The sequence below is a fragment of the Pseudomonadota bacterium genome, assembly GCA_013285445.1.
In the GTDB taxonomy this organism is placed as follows: domain Bacteria; phylum Pseudomonadota; class Gammaproteobacteria; order Xanthomonadales; family Wenzhouxiangellaceae; genus Wenzhouxiangella.
In genome coordinates this window covers 1,182,774-1,202,554 of sequence record CP053448.1, presented here as the reverse complement: position 1 = coordinate 1,202,554, position 19,781 = coordinate 1,182,774, and the positions used below count along the sequence as shown (strand labels likewise).

At 64.4% G+C, this 19,781-nt stretch carries 18 protein-coding genes; all 18 read right to left on the bottom strand.

The features are described from left to right. Positions 1-74: 74 nt before the first annotated feature. Positions 75-770 (bottom strand): (d)CMP kinase, encoded by a 696-nt coding sequence (locus HND55_05455; GenBank protein QKK02151.1) that lies wholly within the window; start codon positions 768-770, stop codon positions 75-77. Between the two features lie 523 nt (positions 771-1,293). Further along, positions 1,294-2,562, bottom strand: coding sequence for a 3-phosphoshikimate 1-carboxyvinyltransferase (gene aroA, locus HND55_05450; protein QKK04005.1), 1,269 nt, complete (start codon positions 2,560-2,562; stop codon positions 1,294-1,296). Positions 2,563-2,576: 14 nt separating this feature from the next. Continuing rightward, positions 2,577-3,698 (bottom strand): histidinol-phosphate transaminase, encoded by a 1,122-nt coding sequence (locus HND55_05445; GenBank protein QKK02150.1) that lies wholly within the window; start codon positions 3,696-3,698, stop codon positions 2,577-2,579. Continuing rightward, positions 3,695-4,885: a prephenate dehydratase gene (gene pheA, locus HND55_05440; protein QKK02149.1), complete on the bottom strand. Its 1,191-nt coding sequence runs from the start codon at positions 4,883-4,885 to the stop codon at positions 3,695-3,697. The genes HND55_05445 and pheA overlap by 4 nt, the downstream gene beginning before the upstream one ends. Beyond that, positions 4,830-5,897 carry a 3-phosphoserine/phosphohydroxythreonine transaminase gene (serC, locus tag HND55_05435; protein QKK02148.1) on the bottom strand — a complete coding sequence of 356 codons (1,068 nt, stop codon included), beginning with the start codon at positions 5,895-5,897 and terminating at the stop codon, positions 4,830-4,832. Before serC ends, pheA begins: the two co-directional genes overlap by 56 nt. Positions 5,898-6,052: 155 nt before the next feature. Then, the gene (gene serS / locus HND55_05430; GenBank protein QKK02147.1) at positions 6,053-7,333 is read right to left on the bottom strand and encodes a serine--tRNA ligase; all 1,281 of its coding nucleotides are present in this window, start codon (positions 7,331-7,333) and stop codon (positions 6,053-6,055) included. A gap of 76 nt (positions 7,334-7,409) precedes the next feature. Further along, positions 7,410-8,693 carry an adenylosuccinate synthase gene (locus HND55_05425; protein QKK04004.1) on the bottom strand — a complete coding sequence of 428 codons (1,284 nt, stop codon included), beginning with the start codon at positions 8,691-8,693 and terminating at the stop codon, positions 7,410-7,412. 21 nt (positions 8,694-8,714) lie between these two features. Next, a complete protein-coding gene (locus tag HND55_05420; GenBank protein ID QKK02146.1) occupies positions 8,715-8,900 on the bottom strand; it encodes a DUF2065 domain-containing protein in 186 nt (61 codons plus the stop codon). A gap of 7 nt (positions 8,901-8,907) precedes the next feature. Further along, positions 8,908-9,768: a protease modulator HflC gene (gene hflC, locus HND55_05415; protein QKK02145.1), complete on the bottom strand. Its 861-nt coding sequence runs from the start codon at positions 9,766-9,768 to the stop codon at positions 8,908-8,910. Position 9,769: 1 nt separating this feature from the next. Continuing rightward, positions 9,770-10,921 carry an FtsH protease activity modulator HflK gene (gene hflK / locus HND55_05410; GenBank protein QKK02144.1) on the bottom strand — a complete coding sequence of 384 codons (1,152 nt, stop codon included), beginning with the start codon at positions 10,919-10,921 and terminating at the stop codon, positions 9,770-9,772. Positions 10,922-11,193: 272 nt separating this feature from the next. Beyond that, a complete protein-coding gene (hflX, locus tag HND55_05405) occupies positions 11,194-12,450 on the bottom strand; it encodes a GTPase HflX (protein QKK04003.1) in 1,257 nt (418 codons plus the stop codon). 44 nt (positions 12,451-12,494) lie between these two features. After that, on the bottom strand, positions 12,495-12,734 hold the full coding sequence (gene hfq / locus HND55_05400; GenBank protein ID QKK02143.1) for an RNA chaperone Hfq: 240 nt from the start codon (positions 12,732-12,734) through the stop codon (positions 12,495-12,497). An 83-nt stretch (positions 12,735-12,817) separates the two neighbouring features. Beyond that, positions 12,818-13,741, bottom strand: coding sequence for a tRNA (adenosine(37)-N6)-dimethylallyltransferase MiaA (miaA, locus tag HND55_05395; protein QKK04002.1), 924 nt, complete (start codon positions 13,739-13,741; stop codon positions 12,818-12,820). A 37-nt stretch (positions 13,742-13,778) separates the two neighbouring features. Beyond that, on the bottom strand, positions 13,779-15,530 hold the full coding sequence (gene mutL, locus HND55_05390; GenBank protein ID QKK04001.1) for a DNA mismatch repair endonuclease MutL: 1,752 nt from the start codon (positions 15,528-15,530) through the stop codon (positions 13,779-13,781). A gap of 90 nt (positions 15,531-15,620) precedes the next feature. Beyond that, positions 15,621-16,925 carry a HAMP domain-containing histidine kinase gene (locus HND55_05385; protein ID QKK04000.1) on the bottom strand — a complete coding sequence of 435 codons (1,305 nt, stop codon included), beginning with the start codon at positions 16,923-16,925 and terminating at the stop codon, positions 15,621-15,623. A 14-nt stretch (positions 16,926-16,939) separates the two neighbouring features. Next, complete coding sequence (locus HND55_05380) at positions 16,940-17,968, bottom strand: class I SAM-dependent methyltransferase (GenBank protein QKK02142.1); 1,029 nt, start codon at positions 17,966-17,968, stop codon at positions 16,940-16,942. After that, complete coding sequence (locus HND55_05375) at positions 17,965-18,534, bottom strand: DUF2878 domain-containing protein (GenBank protein ID QKK02141.1); 570 nt, start codon at positions 18,532-18,534, stop codon at positions 17,965-17,967. The genes HND55_05380 and HND55_05375 overlap by 4 nt, the downstream gene beginning before the upstream one ends. Further along, a complete protein-coding gene (locus HND55_05370; protein ID QKK03999.1) occupies positions 18,531-19,769 on the bottom strand; it encodes a class I SAM-dependent methyltransferase in 1,239 nt (412 codons plus the stop codon). The genes HND55_05375 and HND55_05370 overlap by 4 nt, the downstream gene beginning before the upstream one ends. Between the last annotated feature and the right edge of the window lie 12 nt (positions 19,770-19,781).

Sequence of the window (19,781 nt, the reverse complement as noted above, 5' to 3'; positions counted from 1 at the left end):
CACCCGCTTTGCCGGGCGCTCGTGAATAACGCCGAACACCCCGCGCGGGGTGTCGGCACCTCAATCCTCCATTTTCAAGACGGTCCGAGCCGATCTGCAACCAGACCGATCACACGATCAATCACCGCTTCCAGCGTCAGTCCGGTCGAATCAACGACAACCGCATCGTCGGCCGGAAGCGTCGGCGAAACCGATCGCTCACGGTCTCTGCGGTCGCGCTCCTCAAGGTCGTGAAAAAGACGGGAGAATTTAACATTTTCTCCTTTTTGTTTCAACTGTTTATATCGACGACGCGCGCGTTCCTCGACGCTGGCGTCCAGAAACACCTTCAGCGGCGCGTCCGGAAACACCACGCTGCCCATATCGCGGCCGTCAGCGACCAGTCCCGGCGGGCGCCGAAAAGCGCGCTGCAGCTCGAGCAGCGCGCGTCGCACTGCCGGCTGTGCGGCGACTCGAGACGCCATGCGGCTGACCGGCTCGCTGCGCAGCCGTCCATCGACAGACTCGCCGGCAAGCAGCACTTCGATCCCGTCGTGTCCGGGCCGAAAGGCAAGCGGCAGATCGCCGCACAAGGCCACCAGGCCCGTTTGGTCTTCGGCATTCACGCCCGCGTCAAGGGCTGCCAGGGCCACGGCCCGGTAAACCGCGCCGGAGTCAAGCACATGCCAGCCGAGCCGATCTGCGACGTTTGCCGACACCGCTCCCTTGCCGGCACCGGAAGGACCATCGATGGTGAGGACGGGGGCCGAGTTGTCTGGTGCGTCGGTCATATGCCTGGTTCGATTCTCCAGCTTCGTCCGTCGGGGATGGGGCCTCGAGCCTCGTCCGTCGGGGACGCGGCCCCGACCTACATCCTTCGCCGGGGATGGGCCCCGAGCTTCGTCCGTCGGGGACGCGGCCCCGACCGGCATCCTTCGCCGGGGATGGGCCCCGAGCTTCGTCCGTCGGGGACGCGGCCCCGACCTACATCCTTCGCCGGGGATGGGCCCCGAGCTTCGTCCGTCGGGGACGCGGCCCCGACCGGCATCCTTCGCCGGGGATGGGCCCCGAGCTTCGTCCGTCGGGGACGCGGCCCCGACCTACATCCTTCGCCGGGGATGGGCCCCGAGCTTCGTCCGTCGGGGACGCGGCCCCGACCGGCATCCTTCGCCGGGGATGGGCCCCGAGCTTCGTCCGTCGGGGACGCGGCCCCGACCTGCCCGTGATTCGGGCACGCCACCGTATTTGTTGGTCGCGGTCGCATCCGCGACGGTCGAGTCCCGGCCAGAACACGGCGACGATTTCGATCGCCGCTCAGCTCCACTCCATGTGCGCGCCGAGCGCCCTCATATCGTCGACAAACCCCGGATAACTCGTCCCGATCCACTCGGCATTGTCGATGATGATCGGCGCCTCGGCGACCAGGCCAAGCACGGCCAGACTCATGGCAATGCGATGATCGCCGGCGCAGTCGACCGCACCGCCGCGAATCCGCCCGCCCTCGATGACGGCACCATCAGGCCGCTCGTCCACGACAACGCCCAGGCGTCTGAGCTGTTCACTCATCACCGCCAGTCGATCCGACTCCTTGACCCGCAGCTCAGCGGCGCCTCGAATGACGGTGCGCCCATCCGCCGCGGCGGCCAGCGCCATGACGACCGGAAACTCGTCGATCGCCAGCGGCACCATATCCGGGGCAATATCGATGCCCGCGAGTTCTGCAGATTGAACGACCAGCTCACCGACCGGCTCGGCGATGGCTTCTGAAGACCCTACCACGATCGACGCACCCATGCCCTCGAGGATCCTGAGCACGCCGTCACGCGTCGGATTGAGGCCGACCTGGACCAGGTCAACCCGAGACCCCGGTACCAGACTGGCCGCCGCCAGTATGAATGCGGCCGAACTGAGGTCACCGGGCACCCTGCACTCGGCGCCCACGAGCGGCTGAGGACCTGCAATGCCGATACCCGGGCATGCATCGTGCAGCCTGGCGCCGAACAGGGGCAGCATGCGCTCGGTATGATCGCGGCTCAGGCCCGGCTCGATGACGACGGTTTCACCCTCGGCTTGCAGGGCGGCCAGCAGCAGCGCCGACTTGACCTGAGCGCTGGCCACCTTGAGCACGTGGCGCTGGCCGGACAGCGATACGGGCGCCACGGTCAGCGGCGACCGGCCAGCGCGGCTGTCGATCCGCGCGCCCATGCGCTCGAGGGGTTCAATAATTCGCCCCATCGGCCGGGCCGAAAGGGACGCGTCGCCGAACAGTTGCACGGTGCCGCCCTGCAGCCGCCTGCAGCCGGCCAGCGCGCCGCACAGAAGGCGCATGCCGGTCCCGGAATTGCCCAGATCCAGCGGCGCATCAGGCACGCGCAGGCGCCCGCCATCGATGATGACGACATCGTCTTCACGGCTGATTTCGGCGCCCAGGGCCGCCATTGCAGCCAGCGTTGCACGCGTGTCGGCCGAGTCCAGCGCGCTCTCGACTCGCGTTCGTCCTTCGGCCAACCCGCCCAGCAGGAAGGCACGATGAGTCACCGACTTGTCGCCGGGCGGACGGTAGCGACCGGCCAGCGGCGCCATGGCCGGCTGCACGATCAGACGCACAGGTCGGCCAGCGCATCAAGCAATCGCCGGTTCTGGTCAGGGGTACCGACGGTAACGCGCAGGTAGTCGTCCAGACCGTAGTTGCCCACCGGCCTCACGATGATCCCGCGGCGCAAGAGCGGCTCGTTGTAGTCGATTCCAGGCCGGTCAAAACCGACCAGCAGAAAATTGCCGGCCGAGGGAATGACGCGCAGACCGAGCTGCTCGAAACCGTCGCGCAACTGAGACAGACCGGCCCGGTTGGTGGCGCGACTGCGCGTGATGAATTCGGCGTCATCCAGCGCTGCGCGGGCTGCGACCAGGCCAAGCGAATTCACGTTGAATGTCGGACGTACCCGGTTGAGCAAGTCGGCCACCCCAGGGTTGCTCAATGCATAGCCAATACGCAGCCCGGCCAGGCCATAGGCCTTCGAGAAGGTGCGCGTCACGACCAGGTTGGGGAACTCCTCCAGCCAGCGCGAGGCATCACCCAGCGTGTCGGACTCCGCGTACTCGGTATAGGCTTCGTCGACCACACACAGCACATCAGGCGGCAGGGCGCCGATAAAATCCTTCAGGCGGCGCCCCTCAACCCAGGTGCCAGTCGGATTATTCGGATTGGCGATGAAAACAATCCGGGTCTCCGGCCCCACCTGCTCGTAGAGCGCGCGCAGATCGTGCCCGAGCGGCATCGGATGATCGTCCGGCAGCGCTTTCGCCACTCTTGCTGTCGCCCCGACCATCTGGGTGACGATGGGATAGACGGCAAAACAGTACTGCGAAAAGACCGCTTCCAGCCCGGGGCGCAAAAAGGCCTGTGCGAGAAAGACCAGCACCTCGTTGGAGCCGTTGCCCAGCGTGATTGCGGCCGGATCGACGCCATGGCGCTCGGCCAGGCGTTGCTTGAGATAGTAGCCGTTGGCGTCCGGGTAGAGCCATAGCGCGTCGAGTTCACCGCGAATCGCTTCCAGTGCCTTCGGGCTGACGCCCAGCGGGTTTTCGTTCGAGGCCAGCTTGATCGAATCCGATATGCCGTACTCGCGTTCAAGTTCCGACAGGGGCTTGCCGGGCGTATAGGGCGTCAATTCGCGTACGCCCGGGACCGCCAGTTCGCTGTAGTCGCATGTTTTCATGATGATTCCTCCTGGTCAGATTCGCCGGACGGTGCGTCGGTCTCGCCAGGCAGACGTGCGACGATCGCCCGGGGATAGGAACCGAGTACCCGGACTTCGCCACCGCCCTGCTCGAGCTCGGCCAGGGCATCCTTGAGGCCGGGCTCGCTGACATGCGCCTCGACATCGATGAAGAAGACATACTCCCAGCGGCCATGTGGCGAGGGCCTTGACTCGATACGAGTCATGTTGATGCAGTGCTGCGCGAGTGGTTCGAGCAGGCGGAACAGCGCCCCGGGACCATCGAGTCCGGCAATCATCAGCGTGCTCTTGTCGTCGCCGGACGGGGGCAGCAGCTCGCGCCCCAGCACCAAGAAACGCGTGGTGTTGTCCACATGGTCCTCGATGTTGGCAAACAGCACCGGCAGGCCATAGACCTCGGCGGCATGGCGGCCGGCAATTGCCGCCGAGTCCGGGGCATGACGCACCCGCCTGGCGGCCTCGGCGTTGCTCGAAACGGGCATCAGCTCGGCGTGGCGCAGATGGCGGTCGATCCAGCGCTTGCACTGCGACAGTGATTGCTGATGCCCGTAGACGCGCTCGATCTCGTCGAGTCGCCGGGCCCGGGTCAGCAGGTGCTGGTGGATGCGCAGCTCGACCTCGGCGGCAATGCAGACCTCGGTGTGCAGAAACATGTCAAGCGTGTGGGTGACGATGCCCTGCGAGGAGTTTTCGATCGGCACCACGCCGAAATCGGCCTCTCCACCCTGGACCAGCTGGAAGACTTCCTCGATTCCGGCCTGGGCGATCGCATTGACCGAATGCCCGAACTGGCGGTAGACGGCCTGCTGGGTAAACGTGCCTTCGGGTCCCAGGTAGGCCACCCTGAGCGGCTCCTGCTGGGCCAGACAGGCCGACATGATCTCCCGAAACAGCGCCAGCATCATGGTATCGCTCAGTGGCCCGCGGTTACGCTCGATGACCCTGCGCAGCACCTGCGCTTCGCGATCGGGCCGGTAGTAGGCCGCCGGGTCGGCCAGATCGCCCTTGATCGAACGGACCTGACGAGCCAGTTGGGCGCGCTCGGCAATCAGCGCCTGAATGTGTGCATCGAGGCCGTCGATGCGATGCCGGATCTGATCGAGATCCGCGTCAGCCGCGCCGCCGTTCGAAGGTGTGCATGAAGTCAACCAGGGTCTCCACAGCATCCATGGACTGGGCATTGTACAGGCTGGCGCGCAGTCCGCCGAGCGCCCGATGCCCCTTGAGTCCCTGCAGCCCGGCTGCCTCGGCTTCGCCGACAAACACAGAAACCAGAGCCTCGTCTGGCGGCCAGAACGGCACGTTCATGACTGATCGGCCGTCGACGGCCACCGGGTTGTGCCAGAAGTCCGAGTCATCGATGGCGCGGTAGAGCGTGCCGGCCTTTCGCTGGTTGCGCTCGGAGATGACTTCCAGGCCACCGGCTCTCTCGATCCAGCGAAGCACCTCCAGAGCCGTGTACCAGGCCAGGCTGGCCGGCGTGTTGTAAAGACTCAGGTCATGCGCCCAGGTGCGGTAGTCCATGAAACGGGGCAGCGTGTCGGGCACGTGCTCAAGCAGGTCGCGTCGCACGAGCACCACGGTCAGCCCTGCAATGCCGAGGTTCTTCTGAGCGCCCGCATAGCCAACGGCGATGTCCCGATAGGGATACGGCCGCGACAGGAACTCCGAGGACAGGTCAGCGGCCAGCGGCACACCAACCCGGGGCGGCTGCTGGAACTGCAGGCCGTGGATGGTTTCGTTGCCGGTGTAGTGCAGGTAGGCACAGTCACCCGGCAGATGCCCCATTTCGGGCAGGTCGGTAAACCCGCTCTCCTCGCTGCTGCCGACCACCTGTGTCCGCGTGACGCGTTCAGCCTCGGCCAGGGCCTTCTTGCTCCAGTGACCGGAGATCAGGAAGGCGGCGGTACGATCGGCAGCCAGGTTCATCGGCAGCTGCGCGAACTGGCAATTCGCCCCGCCGTGCAGCAGCAGCACGGCGTGCTCCTCGCCGATGCCGGTCAGGTCGCGCAGGCGCTGGTGCAGCTCCTCGGCCACCGCGGTGAAGCGCGGACCGCGATGCGAGACTTCGGCAATCGAGGGAGCCCCGTCGGGCGACGGCGCCAGCGCCTCGGCCAGGCGCTCGCGCACCTCGGTCGGGAGCATGGCGGGGCCGGCGGAGAAGTTGTGGATTGGCATTTCGGTTTACGGTTTACGGTTTACGGCTTACGGTTTACGGGTTCCGGGCGGGCCTCGATCCGACATGAGCGAAACCATGGGCGCTCAGACCATGGGAAACAGTGGAGAGCCTGAACGTCGATTGCGGAGGCACGCCGGAAACCGGAACCCGCCCATCACCGAAGCTCGAGTCGTTCCAGGCCGCCCATGTAGGAGCGCAAGACCTCGGGCACCACGACCGAGCCGTCGCGCTGCTGGTAGTTCTCCAGCACCGCGACCAGGGCACGGCCGACGGCCAGCCCCGACCCATTCAGGCTGTGGACCAGCTCGGGCCTGCCGGTGTCGGGGTTGCGCCAGCGTGCCTGCATGCGGCGCGCCTGGAAGTCGCCGAAATTCGAGCACGAGGAGATCTCGCGGTAGGCCTGCTGGCCGGGCAGCCAGACTTCCAGGTCGTAGGTCTTGCGCGCCGAAAAGCCCATGTCGCCGGCGCACAGGATCATGACCCGGTAGGGCAGCTCAAGCGCCTGCAGTACGGCCTCGGCATGGCCGGTCAGTTCTTCCAGTCCGGCATCGGAGTCGTCGGGTCGCACGATCTGGACCAGTTCCACCTTGTCGAACTGGTGCTGGCGGATCATGCCTCGGGTGTCCTTGCCGTAAGCACCGGCCTCGCGCCGGAAGCAGGGCGTGTGGGCAACGAACTTCAGTGGCAGGCTGTTAGCATCGACAATCTCGCCGGCCACCAGGTTGGTCAGCGGCACCTCGGCGGTGGGGATCAAGTAGCGCACCGGATCGTCTTCGATGGTGAAGGCGTCATCGGCGAATTTTGGCAGCTGGCCGGTGCCCTGCATGGCGTTGTCGAGCACCAGGTAGGGCACGTACATCTCGCGGTAGCCGTGTTCGCCGGTATGCAGGTCAAGCATGAACTGGGCCAGGGCGCGGTGCAGTCGGGCAACCGGACCGCCAAGGACGACGAAACGGCTGCCCGAGAGCTTCGCGGCGCGCTCGAAGTCAATCCCGTTTAGCTGCTCGCCGATCTCGACGTGGTCGCGCGGATTGAAGTCCAGCCCGGTCGGCTCGCCGAAGCGCCGCTGTTCGACGTTGCCGGAATCGTCATCCCCATCAGGCACGTCCTCGTCCGGCAGATTGGGCATGTCAAGACCGACTCGCTCGATCTCGTGGCGCAGCTGCTCAAGCTCCTCGCTGGCCGCCTTGAGGTCGTCACCGAGCTGACCGACCTCGGCCAGCAGCGGCCCGATGTCCTCGCCCTCGGCCTTGGCCTGCCCAATCGATCTGGAACGGCGGTTGCGCTCGGCCTGCAGCTCCTCGGTCTTCGTCTGCAGCGATTTGCGCCGTGCCTCCAGCGAGGCGTAGTTTTCGATATCGAGATGGTAGCCGCGCCGGGCAAGGCATGCGGCCACCGATTCAAGGTCGTTTCTCAGCAAATGTGGATCAAGCATGACCTACCCTACCCGTGCCTCTGCGGTCTGTGCATCCATCGATTACCCGACCACCGGACTATCGATTCTCGCCCCATCATGTCGCAAATGGATGCCTCAGAATGACGTTGGCATCCCGCTCGGGGCCGGTGGAGAGCATATGCACCGGCGCCTCGATCAGCTCCTCGAGGCGATCGAGGTAGGCGCGGGCCGCGGCCGGCAGCTTTCCCTGGTCGGTCAGGCCCTGGGTTGAACCCGCCCAGCCCGGCATGTCCTCATAGACCGGCGCAGAACGCTCCCATTCCTCGGCGCCGACCGGAAAACTGTCGACCCCATCGTAGTCGACGCAGATACGCACCCGCTCGAAGGCATCGAGCACGTCGAGCTTGGTGATGCACAGACCCGTCACGCCGTTGATGCGCACCATGCGCTTGAGCGCAACGGCATCGAGCCAGCCACAGCGGCGCGGTCGGCCGGTGGTGGCCCCGAACTCGACGCCGCGCTCGGCCATCATTCGGCCATCGTCATCATGCAGTTCGGTCGGAAAGGGACCGGAACCGACGCGTGTGGTATAGGCCTTGGTGATACCCAGCACATAGTCGATGTCTGCCGGACCGATGCCGGTACCGGTCATCACGCCGCCGACCGTCGTATTCGAGGAGGTGACAAATGGATAGGTGCCGTGATCGATGTCGAGCAGGCTGCCTTGCGCGCCCTCGAACAGCAGCGCTTTGCCGGCCCGGCGCATCTCGTGCAGCTCGCCGGTGACGTCGGCGAACATCGGCCTGAGCTCCTCGCCCATGGCCGCGGCTTCTTCGGCAATCTGGCGAACGTCGACCGGATCGGCGCTGTAGTGATTCTGGAGCAGGAAATTATGGTAATCGATCACGCCGCCCAGCTTGTCGTCAAGGCGCGCCGGATCGGCCAGGTCGGCCAGGCGCAATCCATGCCGCGAGGCCTTGTCCTCGTAAGCCGGGCCGATACCACGACCAGTGGTGCCGATGGCCTTTTTGCCCCGGGCCCGCTCTCGGGCCCGATCCAGGGCCTCATGGCAGCCGAGAATGGCCGGGCAAGCCGGCGAAATGCCGAGCCGTGACCGCACTTCAATACCGGCCGACTCCAGACCTTCGATCTCCTTCACCAGAGCCGATGGCGCCACGACCACACCGTTACCGATCAGGCACCGGGCCCGATCGGTGAGCACACCGGAGGGAATGACATGCAGCACGGTCTTGCGGCCATCCACGACCAGCGTATGGCCGGCATTGTGACCACCCTGAAAGCGCACCACGGCATCAGCATCGTGCGCCAGCAGATCGACAATCTTGCCCTTGCCCTCGTCACCCCACTGGGTTCCGAGAATCACAACCGATCGAGACATCATTCTTTCCTGAACGGACGCCTAACGCGCGAGATGAAACAGCAGCGCACCGAGCACGATCAGCGTGATCCCGCCGGCCCGCAGCGCATTATCCTGCAGTCTTGCGGCCTGCCCCACCATGCCTTTCCAGCCACGCGGGCTCAAGGCCGGCATCAGTCCTTCAATCATCAGCACCAGGCCACTGGCCATCAGCAGATCTGCAAACATGGATGCTTCAGTCCGGGTCGCGTTCGTCGAAATAGCGGAAAAACTCCGACCGGGTATCCATCAGCATGACGTCATTGCGCGTACCGAAGCTGCGCTCATAGGCGTTGAGGCTGCGCCAGAACGAATAGAATTCGCGATCCTGGTTGAACGCCTCGGCATAGATCTCGGTTGCACGCGCATCACCCTCACCGCGCAGTCGCTGCGCATCGCGCTCGGCGTCGGCCAGCAGAACCCGCACCTGGCGGTCGGCATCGGCACGAATCCGCTCGGCGCGCTCACGACCCAGGGAGCGCAGCTCGTTGGCAAACTCGGTACGCTGGGTTTTCATGCGGTCGAACACCGAACTGAGCACCTCTTCGGTCAGCTCGATTTTCTTGATTCTAACGTCGATCACATCAAGGCCGAAGTCCTCAAATCGTCGATCGGCACGCACGACCAGCTGCTCCATCATTTCACGCCGCTGCTCGGAAACAACCTCACTGAGCGTGCGCTGCGCGAACTCGTCGCGCAGATCGTTGCGGATCAGCTCCGACAGACGCGCGCGGGTGAATTCCTGGTCACCCCGGGTAGCAACGTAGTAGTCGCGCGGATCCTCAATTCGCCACTTGACGTAGTAGTCCACCTCGACGAACTTCTGCTCGGCAGTATTCATCTGCTCAGGCCGCATATCCATGGTGATTATGCGGCGCTCGAACTTGCGCACGTTGTTTATGAACGGGGCTTTGACGTGCAATCCCGGTTCGTAATCAGTCCGTACGACCTCGCCAAGCCTGAACTTGATCGCGTACTCGGTTTCATTAACCACGAACAAGCTGTTGAAGCCGACCACGATGGCGGCGATCAAAACGACCAATAGAATAATTCGCATGTCAGCGTCCCTCCCTGCCGCTGCGGTCACGCGCACTGTCGGACTGGCTGCTGCGCTGTTGTTCCTGTGGCGTCATCAGCGGCGGTGGCGCGGCCAGCGCAGGGCTGCCGTCGCGTATCCGGTCAAGTGGCAGATAGATCATGTTGTTGCTCGAAGAAACGTCCATCAGCACCTTCGACGAACGTCCGTAGACGGTCTCGAGTGTCTCCAGGTACAGCCGCTGGCGAGTCACTTCCGGCGCGAGGCGGTACTCTTCGAGTATGGCCAGAAAGCGATCCGCCTCACCGGTGGCCTGGGCAATCTTGGCTTCGCGGTAGCCTTCAGCTTCTTCAAGAATACGCGCTGCGCGACCGCGTGCCTCGGGCACTTCCTGATTGGCGTAGGCCTGGGCCTCGTTGGCGAACCGGATCTGGTCCTCGCGCGCACGCACGACATCGTCGAAGGCCTGGCGCACCTGAGAGGGCGGACGGACCTCCTGCAGGTTCAGAGAGGTGATCTCGATACCGGGATCGTAGCGCTCGATGATTTCGATCAGCAGAGCCTGGGTGTCCAGCGCAATCTGGCCGCGGCCGATTTCAAGCAGGAAATCCATGTTGTTGGTGCCGACGATCTCGCGAATCGCGCTGTCAGCCGCCTGCGCCAGGGAGTTCTCCGGCTCGCGCACGTTGAACAGGAACTTCTCGGGCTCGATGATCCGGTACTGCACCGCATAGGCCAGATCAATGAGGTTCTCGTCGCCGGTCAGAATGCGGTTGCTGTTTTCCAGCGACCGCACCCGGCTGACATTGACCGTCAATACCTCCTCGACCGGACTGGGAAAGGTCAGATTGAAGCCGGGGTTGAGCGTGCGATTGTATTCGCCGAAGCGCAGCACCACACCACGCTCTGCCTCATCGATGATATGGATGGAATTCCACACCACCCAGATGACCAACAGCAGCGCCACGATGGCGAATACACCGGCAAACGAGGATCCGCCACTCCCACCGCCGGTGCCGTCATCCTTGCCGTCACCGCCGCCGATGATCTTCTTGAGCCGGCGCTGAACGTTGGCAAAGACCTCATCGAGGTCGGGCGGCTGCTGGCCGTTGCCACCCTTCCACGGATCTCGGTCGCCACCGCCGCTGCCGCGACCAGGTTCATTCCAGGGCATTTTTCGGGATCTCCATTACTTGCTTGAACAAGCGCACATCGACCACGGCAGTCTCAAACACCGGGCCGGCATCGACATATTGATCATCGCTGGGGCGGATCCACCTTGTCATCGACGCCGCAAAGCGTCTCGTCCGACGATCCCGCAAGGCATTGTTCGCAAAGGCGATTGTTCTGGTTGAGCCTGGTAACGGACGACAGGCTCGACCGAGAACAATCCCGTGGGCGGACAACAGGCAAGCGAGGGCGCGTGAATTCCATTCAACATGCGCTCTAGTTTAACAGCAGTTGTTCAGCAAGTTGTCCATCGGCGCCGCCCAGGCGAGTGAGTCGACGAGCGTCACGCTGGTCCATATCCACGTCCAGGCGGCTCGATCCATCGTTCTCGATCTGCTCTGCACGCACGACGCCAAGCTCGAACAGCAGCGCGCGAAGGCGCTGCCGCTGCACCGGCACGTGTATCTGGCGACAAATCCGCCCCTCGGCCAGGCGCTCGTTGAACGCCGAAAGCAGGGCGTCCATTCCGTCGCCGGTAGCGGCCGAAATCCACACCGACTCGACTTCACCGTCGGCCCCTCGCTCGATACCAGCCTCGCGCCCGGTCAGGTCAGTCTTGTTCAACACCCGCAGCTTCGGCAGCGCCCCGGCACCAATATCGTCAAGCACCGATTCGACCACGTCCTGCTGCTGCAGGCGATCCGGATCGGCGGCATCGATAACATGCACAACCAGACTGGCCGAGAGGGTTTCTTCGAGCGTCGAGCGGAACGCGGCAATGAGTTCATGCGGCAGGTCCCGGATAAAGCCAACAGTATCGGACAGCAGCGCCGGCGCCCCGGCCAGTCCCTGGATTTGACGCACCGTCGGATCCAGGGTGGCAAACAGCTGGTCGCGCGCCTCGACTTCACCCGTGGTGAGCCGGTTGAACAGTGTCGACTTGCCGGCATTGGTGTAACCCACCAGGGCAACAAGCGGCACGTCGCTGCGCTTGCGTGCCCGGCGCCCCTGCGCACGGCGCCGCTTCACCTTGTCCAGGCCGGCGGTCAGCTGGCGAATGCGCACGGCCAGCAGGCGACGGTCTGTCTCGAGCTGGGTTTCCCCGGGCCCGCGCAGGCCGATGCCCCCGCGCTGCCGCTCCAGGTGAGTCCAGCCGCGCACCAGACGCGTCGACAAGTGCCTGAGCTGGGCAAGCTCGACCTGAAGCTTGCCCTCGTGAGATCGGGCGCGCTGGGCGAATATGTCAAGAATCAGCGTCGTCCGATCGAGCACGCCGCAGCCCAGCGCCCGGGCCAGGTTGCGTTCCTGGACCGGACTGAGTCGGGCATTGACCAGAACCAGGCCGGCGCCGGTCTCGACAACACGCTGGCGCAGTTGCTCGACCTTGCCCGATCCAATGAAGTAGGCTGGATCCGGTGTCCGACGCGGCGCCTGCACCTCGTCGATGACGCTCAGCCCGGCCGAACGGGCCAGCAGCGCGAACTCGCTCCGCATCGCATCATCGATCGATGCGCCGATCACGGGGTGCAGCAGCACGGCCCGAGTGCGGTCGGTTCTTGCAGGAGAATGGTCCTCGATCAGGGCTGCGGATCCTCCTCATCGTCGCCGATGCGCACATTGCGTGCCGGCACGACCGTTGATATGGCGTGCTTATAGATCATCTGACTGACAGAATTCTTCAGCAGGACGACGAAATTGTCGAACGACTCGATCTGCCCCTGGAGCTTGATACCATTGACCAGGAAGATGGACACCGGTACACGCTCCCGGCGCAATGCGTTGAGAAACGGATCCTGCAGCGACTGACCCTTGGACATTATCATTCTCCTTGGATTGTTTGCCTATCATTGTTCTGGGTCAAGGTTCAACAAAACGGCAAGGTTCCGGTGCGGACGCAAGGTCAGCATGTCTGCCCCTTGTTGATTCGTGCACAAAACTCACCTACCTGCCTGAAAATCAAGTTAATTGTACGCGGTCGTGTCGCATCATGCCAGAGCGAACCCGCCGTTTGCCGCAGTGCCGTCAGCTGGCGCTTGGCCAGCTGGCGCGTGGCCGCAACCGCACGCCGGCGCGCCGTGTCGAGATCACAATCGCCGTCCAGGAAGCGCCACAGCTGACGGTAGCCGACGCTTTTCATCGACGGATGGTCTGCCGTCAGATCCGGCCGCCGCCGCAAGTTGGCCACTTCCTCGATCAGCCCTGCCGACAGCATGCTGTCGAAACGATTCTCGATGTTGCGGTGAAGAATATGGCGATCCGACGGCGCCACCACAAGGCGCAGCGTCGCCAGGAGCGGCACGCGACGGTGGCGATGGCGCTCGCCTGGCCCCTTGCCGGTCAGGCGCACGATCTCCAGCGCGCGCTGAATCCGCTGGCGATCAGCGGGGGCGATGGCCGCGGCCGCCGCCGGATCGTGACGGGCCAGCTCCGCGTGCAACGCCGCCCAGCCCCGACGCCTGGCTTCTGCGGCCAGGTCTGCACGCAGGGCCGGGTCGGCCGGCGGCAGCTCATCGAGCCCGTAGAGCAGCGCCCGAAAGTAGAGCACGGTGCCACCGACCAGCACCGGCAGATGTCCGGCGCGATGGGCCGCGGCAATGGCCAGGCGCGCATCGTGCGCGAAATCGGCGGCCGAATAGGTCTGCTCCGGCTCGCGAACGTCGATCAGCGCGTGCGGGTATTCAGCCAGGGTCGCGGCATCCGGCTTGGCCGACCCGATGTCCAGGCCACGGTAGACCTGGGCCGAGTCCACGCTGATCAGGTCGACCTTGAAGCGGCCGGCCAGAGCCAGCGCCACACCGGTCTTGCCGGCAGCGGTTGGCCCCATCAGGAAGACGGCCGGGCCAGACTCATGGTTGCCTGGACTACTGGCCACGCAGAAACAGCCGGTCGAGCGCCCGCCGGTCGAGCTGGACCCAGGTCGGGCGCCCGTGATTGCACTGGTCGGCTCGCTCGGTCCGTTCCATCTCCCGCAGCAGGGCGTTCATTTCATCGATGCTCAGGCGCCGGTTGGCCCGCACCGAGCCGTGACAGGCAATCGTGGCCAGGAGTTCATCAATAATGGTGTCAACCCGGTTGCTGGCGCCCAGCTCGACCAGATCGGCCAGCAGATCTCGCACCAGCTGCTGACTGTCGGCCCGGGCCAGCAGAGCCGGCACACTGCGAATCACAATCGACTCCGGGCCGGCCAGGTCGAGCTCGAATCCGAGCTGCCGCAGTCCCTCAAGATGTCGCTCCAGCGCGCGAACCTCACGCTCGGTCACGGCAATACGCTCGGGTACCAACAAGCGCTGGGCGCGCACGCGATCTTCGTGCCAGGCCTGCTTGAGCTGCTCATAGATGACGCGTTCATGCGCGGCATGCATATCAACAACAACCAGCCCGTCGGCGTTTTCAGCCAGCACGAAAATACCGTGGATCTGGGCGACAGCAAAGCCGAGCGGCGGCAGTTCTCCCCGACCGTCCTCACCGGTCGTCGGCCCGGCGGCCAGCTGCGCATAGCGCGCCACTGATTCGGCCACACCCAGGCCAAGCGAGGACTGGCCGGCACGCGGACCGGCACCTCCCCCCGGCCGCGCGGTCTCCGGGGTCCGATCGGAGGCAGTCTGCGCCTGACCGGGCCGCGTGCCGGACAGGGACCGATGGATGGTCGAGAACAGGAAATCGTGCACCAGCCGTCCGTCTCGAAAACGCACCTCGTGTTTCTGCGGATGGACATTAACGTCAACACGCTGCGGATCGATGGCCAGCATCAGCACGAAGGCCGGATGACGTCCGTGAAACAGAACGTCGCGAAAGCCCTGCCGCACCGCATGTGCCGCGAGACGGTCCCGCACCAGGCGACCGTTGACAAAGAAAAACTGCAGATCAGGCTGGCTGCGCGAGAAGGCCGGTCGGGCAATCCAGCCGGCAAGCTGCATGCCGGCATGATGCTCATCCAGCTCGATGGTCGCTTCACAGAAGGTCTCGCCGCACACGGCCGCCACACGGCGCACTCGTGCCTGCGAATCGCCGGCGCGTTCCAGGCGACGTAGCGCACGACCGTTGTGCACCAGCTCCAGGGACACCTCCATGCGCGCCAGCGCCAGGCGCTTGACCAGGTCGTCGATGTGGCCAAACTCGGTGCGCTCGGTGCGCAGAAACTTGCGCCGGGCGGGCGTGTTGTAGAACAAGTCGCGCACTTCAACCACCGTGCCCTGCGGCAATCCGGCCGGCCGCAGCTGCCCCTGTCGCCCGCCCTCACAGTCGATCTCGTAGCCGCTGTCTGCACCGCTGATGCGCGAGGCCAGCCGCAGCCGGGAAACCGACGCGATCGACGGCAGCGCTTCACCGCGAAAGCCGAGCGTGGCCACGCCCTCGAGGTCGTCCAGCGAGCCAATCTTGCTGGTTGCGTGTGCGCTCAGGGCCAGCGTCAGCTCGTCCCGCTCAATGCCGCAACCATCGTCGCTGACGCGAATGCGCCGCACACCACCCTGCTCAACCTCGATCCGGATGCTTCGGGCGCCCGCATCGAGACTGTTTTCCACCAGCTCCTTGACAATCGACGCCGGGCGCTCGATGACCTCACCGGCGGCAATCTGGTTGACGAGATGGTCGGGCAGCTGACGGATCGGCATGGCGTAGAGTTTACCGGAGCCGGCAGACAGCGCGGGCAAAGCCGCGCGCTTCTGCGTCAGGGGAAAGGACTGCCGCCAGGCGCCACGCCATTACGAAGCAAATGGCTTGAAACTGGCCTGTGGAAACTCGACGCGAATCTCGGTACCGGCACCCAGTTCGCTGTCGGCGTGAAGCTTCCAGCCAAAGCGATCGCACAGGCGACGCACGATGGACAGGCCCAGTCCGTAGCCTTCGTTGGAGCGATCGTGGCCGCGGTAGAAGGGTTCGAACATGCGCTCGAGGTCAGCTTCGCTCATGCCGCAGCCGGAATCCTGCACCGTCACACCGTTGCGGTCGATCAGCACATGCACATGCCCCTGTTCGGTGTAGCTCAAGGCATTGCGCAACAGGTTGGTGAAGATGATCGCCAACACCCGCTCGGGCGCTTTGACCTCGAGCAGGCCGTTGGCCCGCATGGCGGTAGCGACCTGCGGCCGATCGATGGCGCGGCTGACCTGCTCAAGCCATTCGGCCAGTGAATCGTTGAGCACCACCGATGACCAGTTCAGGCGCGATTCGCTCTCGCGCGCCAGGATCAGCAGGGTTTCGACCAGCGATTCCATGTCGCGCACCGTGCGCTCCATGCGCGCCAGAGTCTGTTCACGCGCCCCGGGGTCTGACTGCTTGTTCAGCAGGCTCAGATTGGAGCGCAGCACGGCCAGCGGCGTGCGCAGCTCATGGCTGGCGTTGCGTGTGAAATTGCGCTCGCGCTGTATGAACGACTCCAGTCTGTGAATGAACTGGTTGAAGGCGTTGACCAGTGCCAGGGATTCAGTGTCGGTGGTCTCGCCGAACGTCTCCGGGCTCAGCTCCTCGAGCTTGCCCGAGCGGAAATCGTAGTTGCGCACGGCCTCGGCGAGCTGGACCACGGTGGACACGGCCCGCCGCGACATGATGTAGCCAATCCAGGTCAGCAAGTAGATCAGCAGCAGCACGGCGGTCAGCGGCGCAATACCGAAATACCAGGCCAGCGCGGAGACCTGCATCTCGTCGAAAACCAGGTAAAGCCGGTCGCCGCCGCGCTCCGAGACGTGGATCAGTGGCTGTGATTCGGGGCTGCGCTCGGCGCGGCGGAATCCGGGTGGCTCGTCGCGCAGCCACGCCGGCACCTGCGATCCGTCACCAGCGACCGACATATAGGCCGTGAGGTTGTTGGTGTCGGGCAGCGGAAAACCGGGATTGTCCGCGTAATTCTGCCAGAAATGCTGTGCTTCGCCATTGAGCGCTTCCTGCACGAGCACCCGCTCGACCACCCAGGCGGCCGCATAGACGCCCAGAACGGTGGCCATACTGATCGCCAGCGCCTGCAGCAGGAAAACCCGCACCAGCCGGGTGCGCAATCCGCCGGAGAGCAGGCGGTTAAGCGGCATCATTCAGCCTTGCGAAAACGGAAATGCCCAACCAGCCACTGGCGTCCACCGGCATAGGCAAACAGTTCCTCGCAGGCCATGAAGAAGATCCGCCAGCGCTGCCGCCACAGTCCGGCGCGATCGCCGTAGCCTGACTGCAGCACCGCATCAACGGCCGGCCTGCGCGCGTCCAGGTTATCCAGCCAGGCCCGTGCGGTGCGGGCATAGTGCCGGCCCGAATAGAGCCAGCGGCGCTCGATGACAACATCATCGGCAAAGTGTAACAGGGTGTCGATTGACGGCATCAGGCCACCGGTAAAGAAGTGGCGCCCCATCCAGTTGCCCTGCCCTTCGGTCTCGAAGGGATAGGCCAAATAGCGATGGCAGAAGATGTGAACGAACAGCCGCGCATCAGGCTTCATCCAGCCGGCAATGCGCGCGAGCAGCTGACGGTAGTTGCGCACGTGCTCGAACATCTCGACCGAGACCACACGATCGAACTGATCGTCGAGCTCGAGCGCGTTGACGTCGCGGGTGAGCACGCGCACGTTATCCAGGCCCAGATCGAGCAGGCGCGACTCGATATGTTGCCGCTGCGAGGCCGAATTCGATACCGCCGTGATCCGGCTGTTCGGAAACTGCTCGGCCATCCACAGCGTCAGTGAACCCCAGCCGCAGCCGAGCTCCAGAATATCCTGGCCATCAGCCAGCTCGGCGTTGCGGCAGGTCTGCCTGAGCATCGCCGACTCGGCCTGATCGAGATGCTCAACGCCGGCCGGCCAGAGCCCGCTCGAGTACTTGAGTCGTGCGCCGAGCACCTGCTCGAAGAAGACAGCCGGGACTTCATAGTGCTGTTCGTTGGCCGCATCAGTTTCGATGGCAATGGCCGATCGGGCCAGCGTGTCCATCAGGGCCTGGTAACGCACCGACTGCGCTTCGGGATCGCCGGCGCACTCTTCGACCAGACGTCGTCTGAGCAGGCTGCGGATGCCTCGGCGGATCAGCCAGTCCGGCACCAGACCTTTTTCGGCAAGCTCGATCGGCGTCATGGCGCACTCCCGCTCGGTTTTTCCGCTGCCCCGAAGCCCGATACCGATGGCTGATCCAGACGATCGGACAGCCAGAACAGCAGCGGCAGGAGCAGCGCCCAACTCAGACCAACGGCCAGAACGACTTGCCAGGCGGGAGCCAGCCATTCGACCGCACCAAAACGCGCACCCGCCCAATAAGACATCGGCGAGCCGATGCCTCCGAGGACAGCGATCAGCCTCAGTCGATGTCTGAACAATCGCATCGAGTGATTAATGACCAGCGCCAAAGCCACCCACAACAACAGAATCCAGAACGGCGCGAACGAATCCGACGGCCAGGGCATGGCGTAAGCCAAAAGGCCCGATCGAACCCAGATCGAGTCGATCAGAAAGCCAAGCAGCAGGCAGATCAGCACCATCTTCAAATCCCCGTCATGGCGCCGCTTGGGCTGGAGTTGCCACAGCGCCATGGCGCCGACGACAAGCGGCCCGGTCCAGCCGGCCACGCCCCATGCCGCGCCAATCACGCAGGCCGGCCAGGCCGCCTGGAAGAAACCCTGGTTCATCCAGAAAGCGCGGCTCATGGTTGCAGCACCGTTTCCGGCCCGGCGCTCAGCCCGGTTTCCTGTTGCGGTCGCCATTGCTCACCGGCAAGCAACAGATGGACGTCACTGATAGCGCGCTCGCGAAATCCGCCCTCGCAATAGGCCAGGTACCAGATCCAGCGGCGCCTGAAAGTCTCGTCGAAGCCCATCGCCCGAATGTCGTGCCATGCCGCCTCGAACCGCTGCCGCCAGGCCCTGAGCGTCAGCGCATAGCTGGCGCCGAAGTCAACCAGCTCGACCAGCCCCAGACGAGTGGCCCGACCCATGGCCGCAGTGATCGCGCTGACCGACGGAATGAAGGTGCCGGGGAAAACGTAGCGCTTGATGAAGTCGACGGACTTCAAGGCCGTCCGGTAGCGATGGTCCTCGATCGTGATCGCCTGAATCAGCGCCAGTCCGTCCGCCTCCAGCAACGCGTCGATTCGCGCCAGGTAGGTCTCGAGGTAGTGATGGCCGACCGCCTCGATCATCTCGACCGATACGATGCGATCGAAGCGACCTTCCAGTTCGCGGTAATCGCACATCAACACTGTGACACGGTCATCCAGACCGGCCTGACTGACTTTCTGCCGCGCCAGTTCATACTGCTCGCGCGAGATGGTCGTCGTGGTCACCCGACAGCCGTAGCGGCTGGCAGCGTAGACGGCCAGTCCACCCCAGCCGGTTCCGATCTCGAGCAGATGGTGATGCGGCTTAAGCTGCAGGCGCGAGCCGATCCGTTCAAGCTTGTTGATCTGGGCCTGCTCGAGCGTCTCGTCGACGTCCAGGAACAGCGCGCTGGAGTACATCATGCGCTCGTCGAGCCAGGCGGCGAAAAAATCATTGCCCAGATCGTAATGCGCCGCGATATTGCGTCGACTGCCTTTGAGGCTGTTGCGGTTGAACGCATGCCAGAAACCAAGACCAAAGTTGACCAGGCGTGCGGCGACGCTGTCCATTGTTGCCAGTACCCGCCGGTTGCGCGCCAGCACGCGCACGACAGCCACCGGGTCCGGGCTGTCCCACCACTGAGCCATCCAGGCTTCGGCGGCACCAACACTGCCACCGCTGGCCATCAGGCGCCAGAAACGCAGATCGCGAACGATAACGGTCGCCTGCAGGGCATCTCCCGTCCGGCCAAGCATGTACTTGCCGTCGGCATCATGCACGGTCAATCCGCCGTGGTCGATCGATTCGAGCCGCGCCAGCACCCGCCCACGCAGCCAGCGATCCATACCGCCACCCGA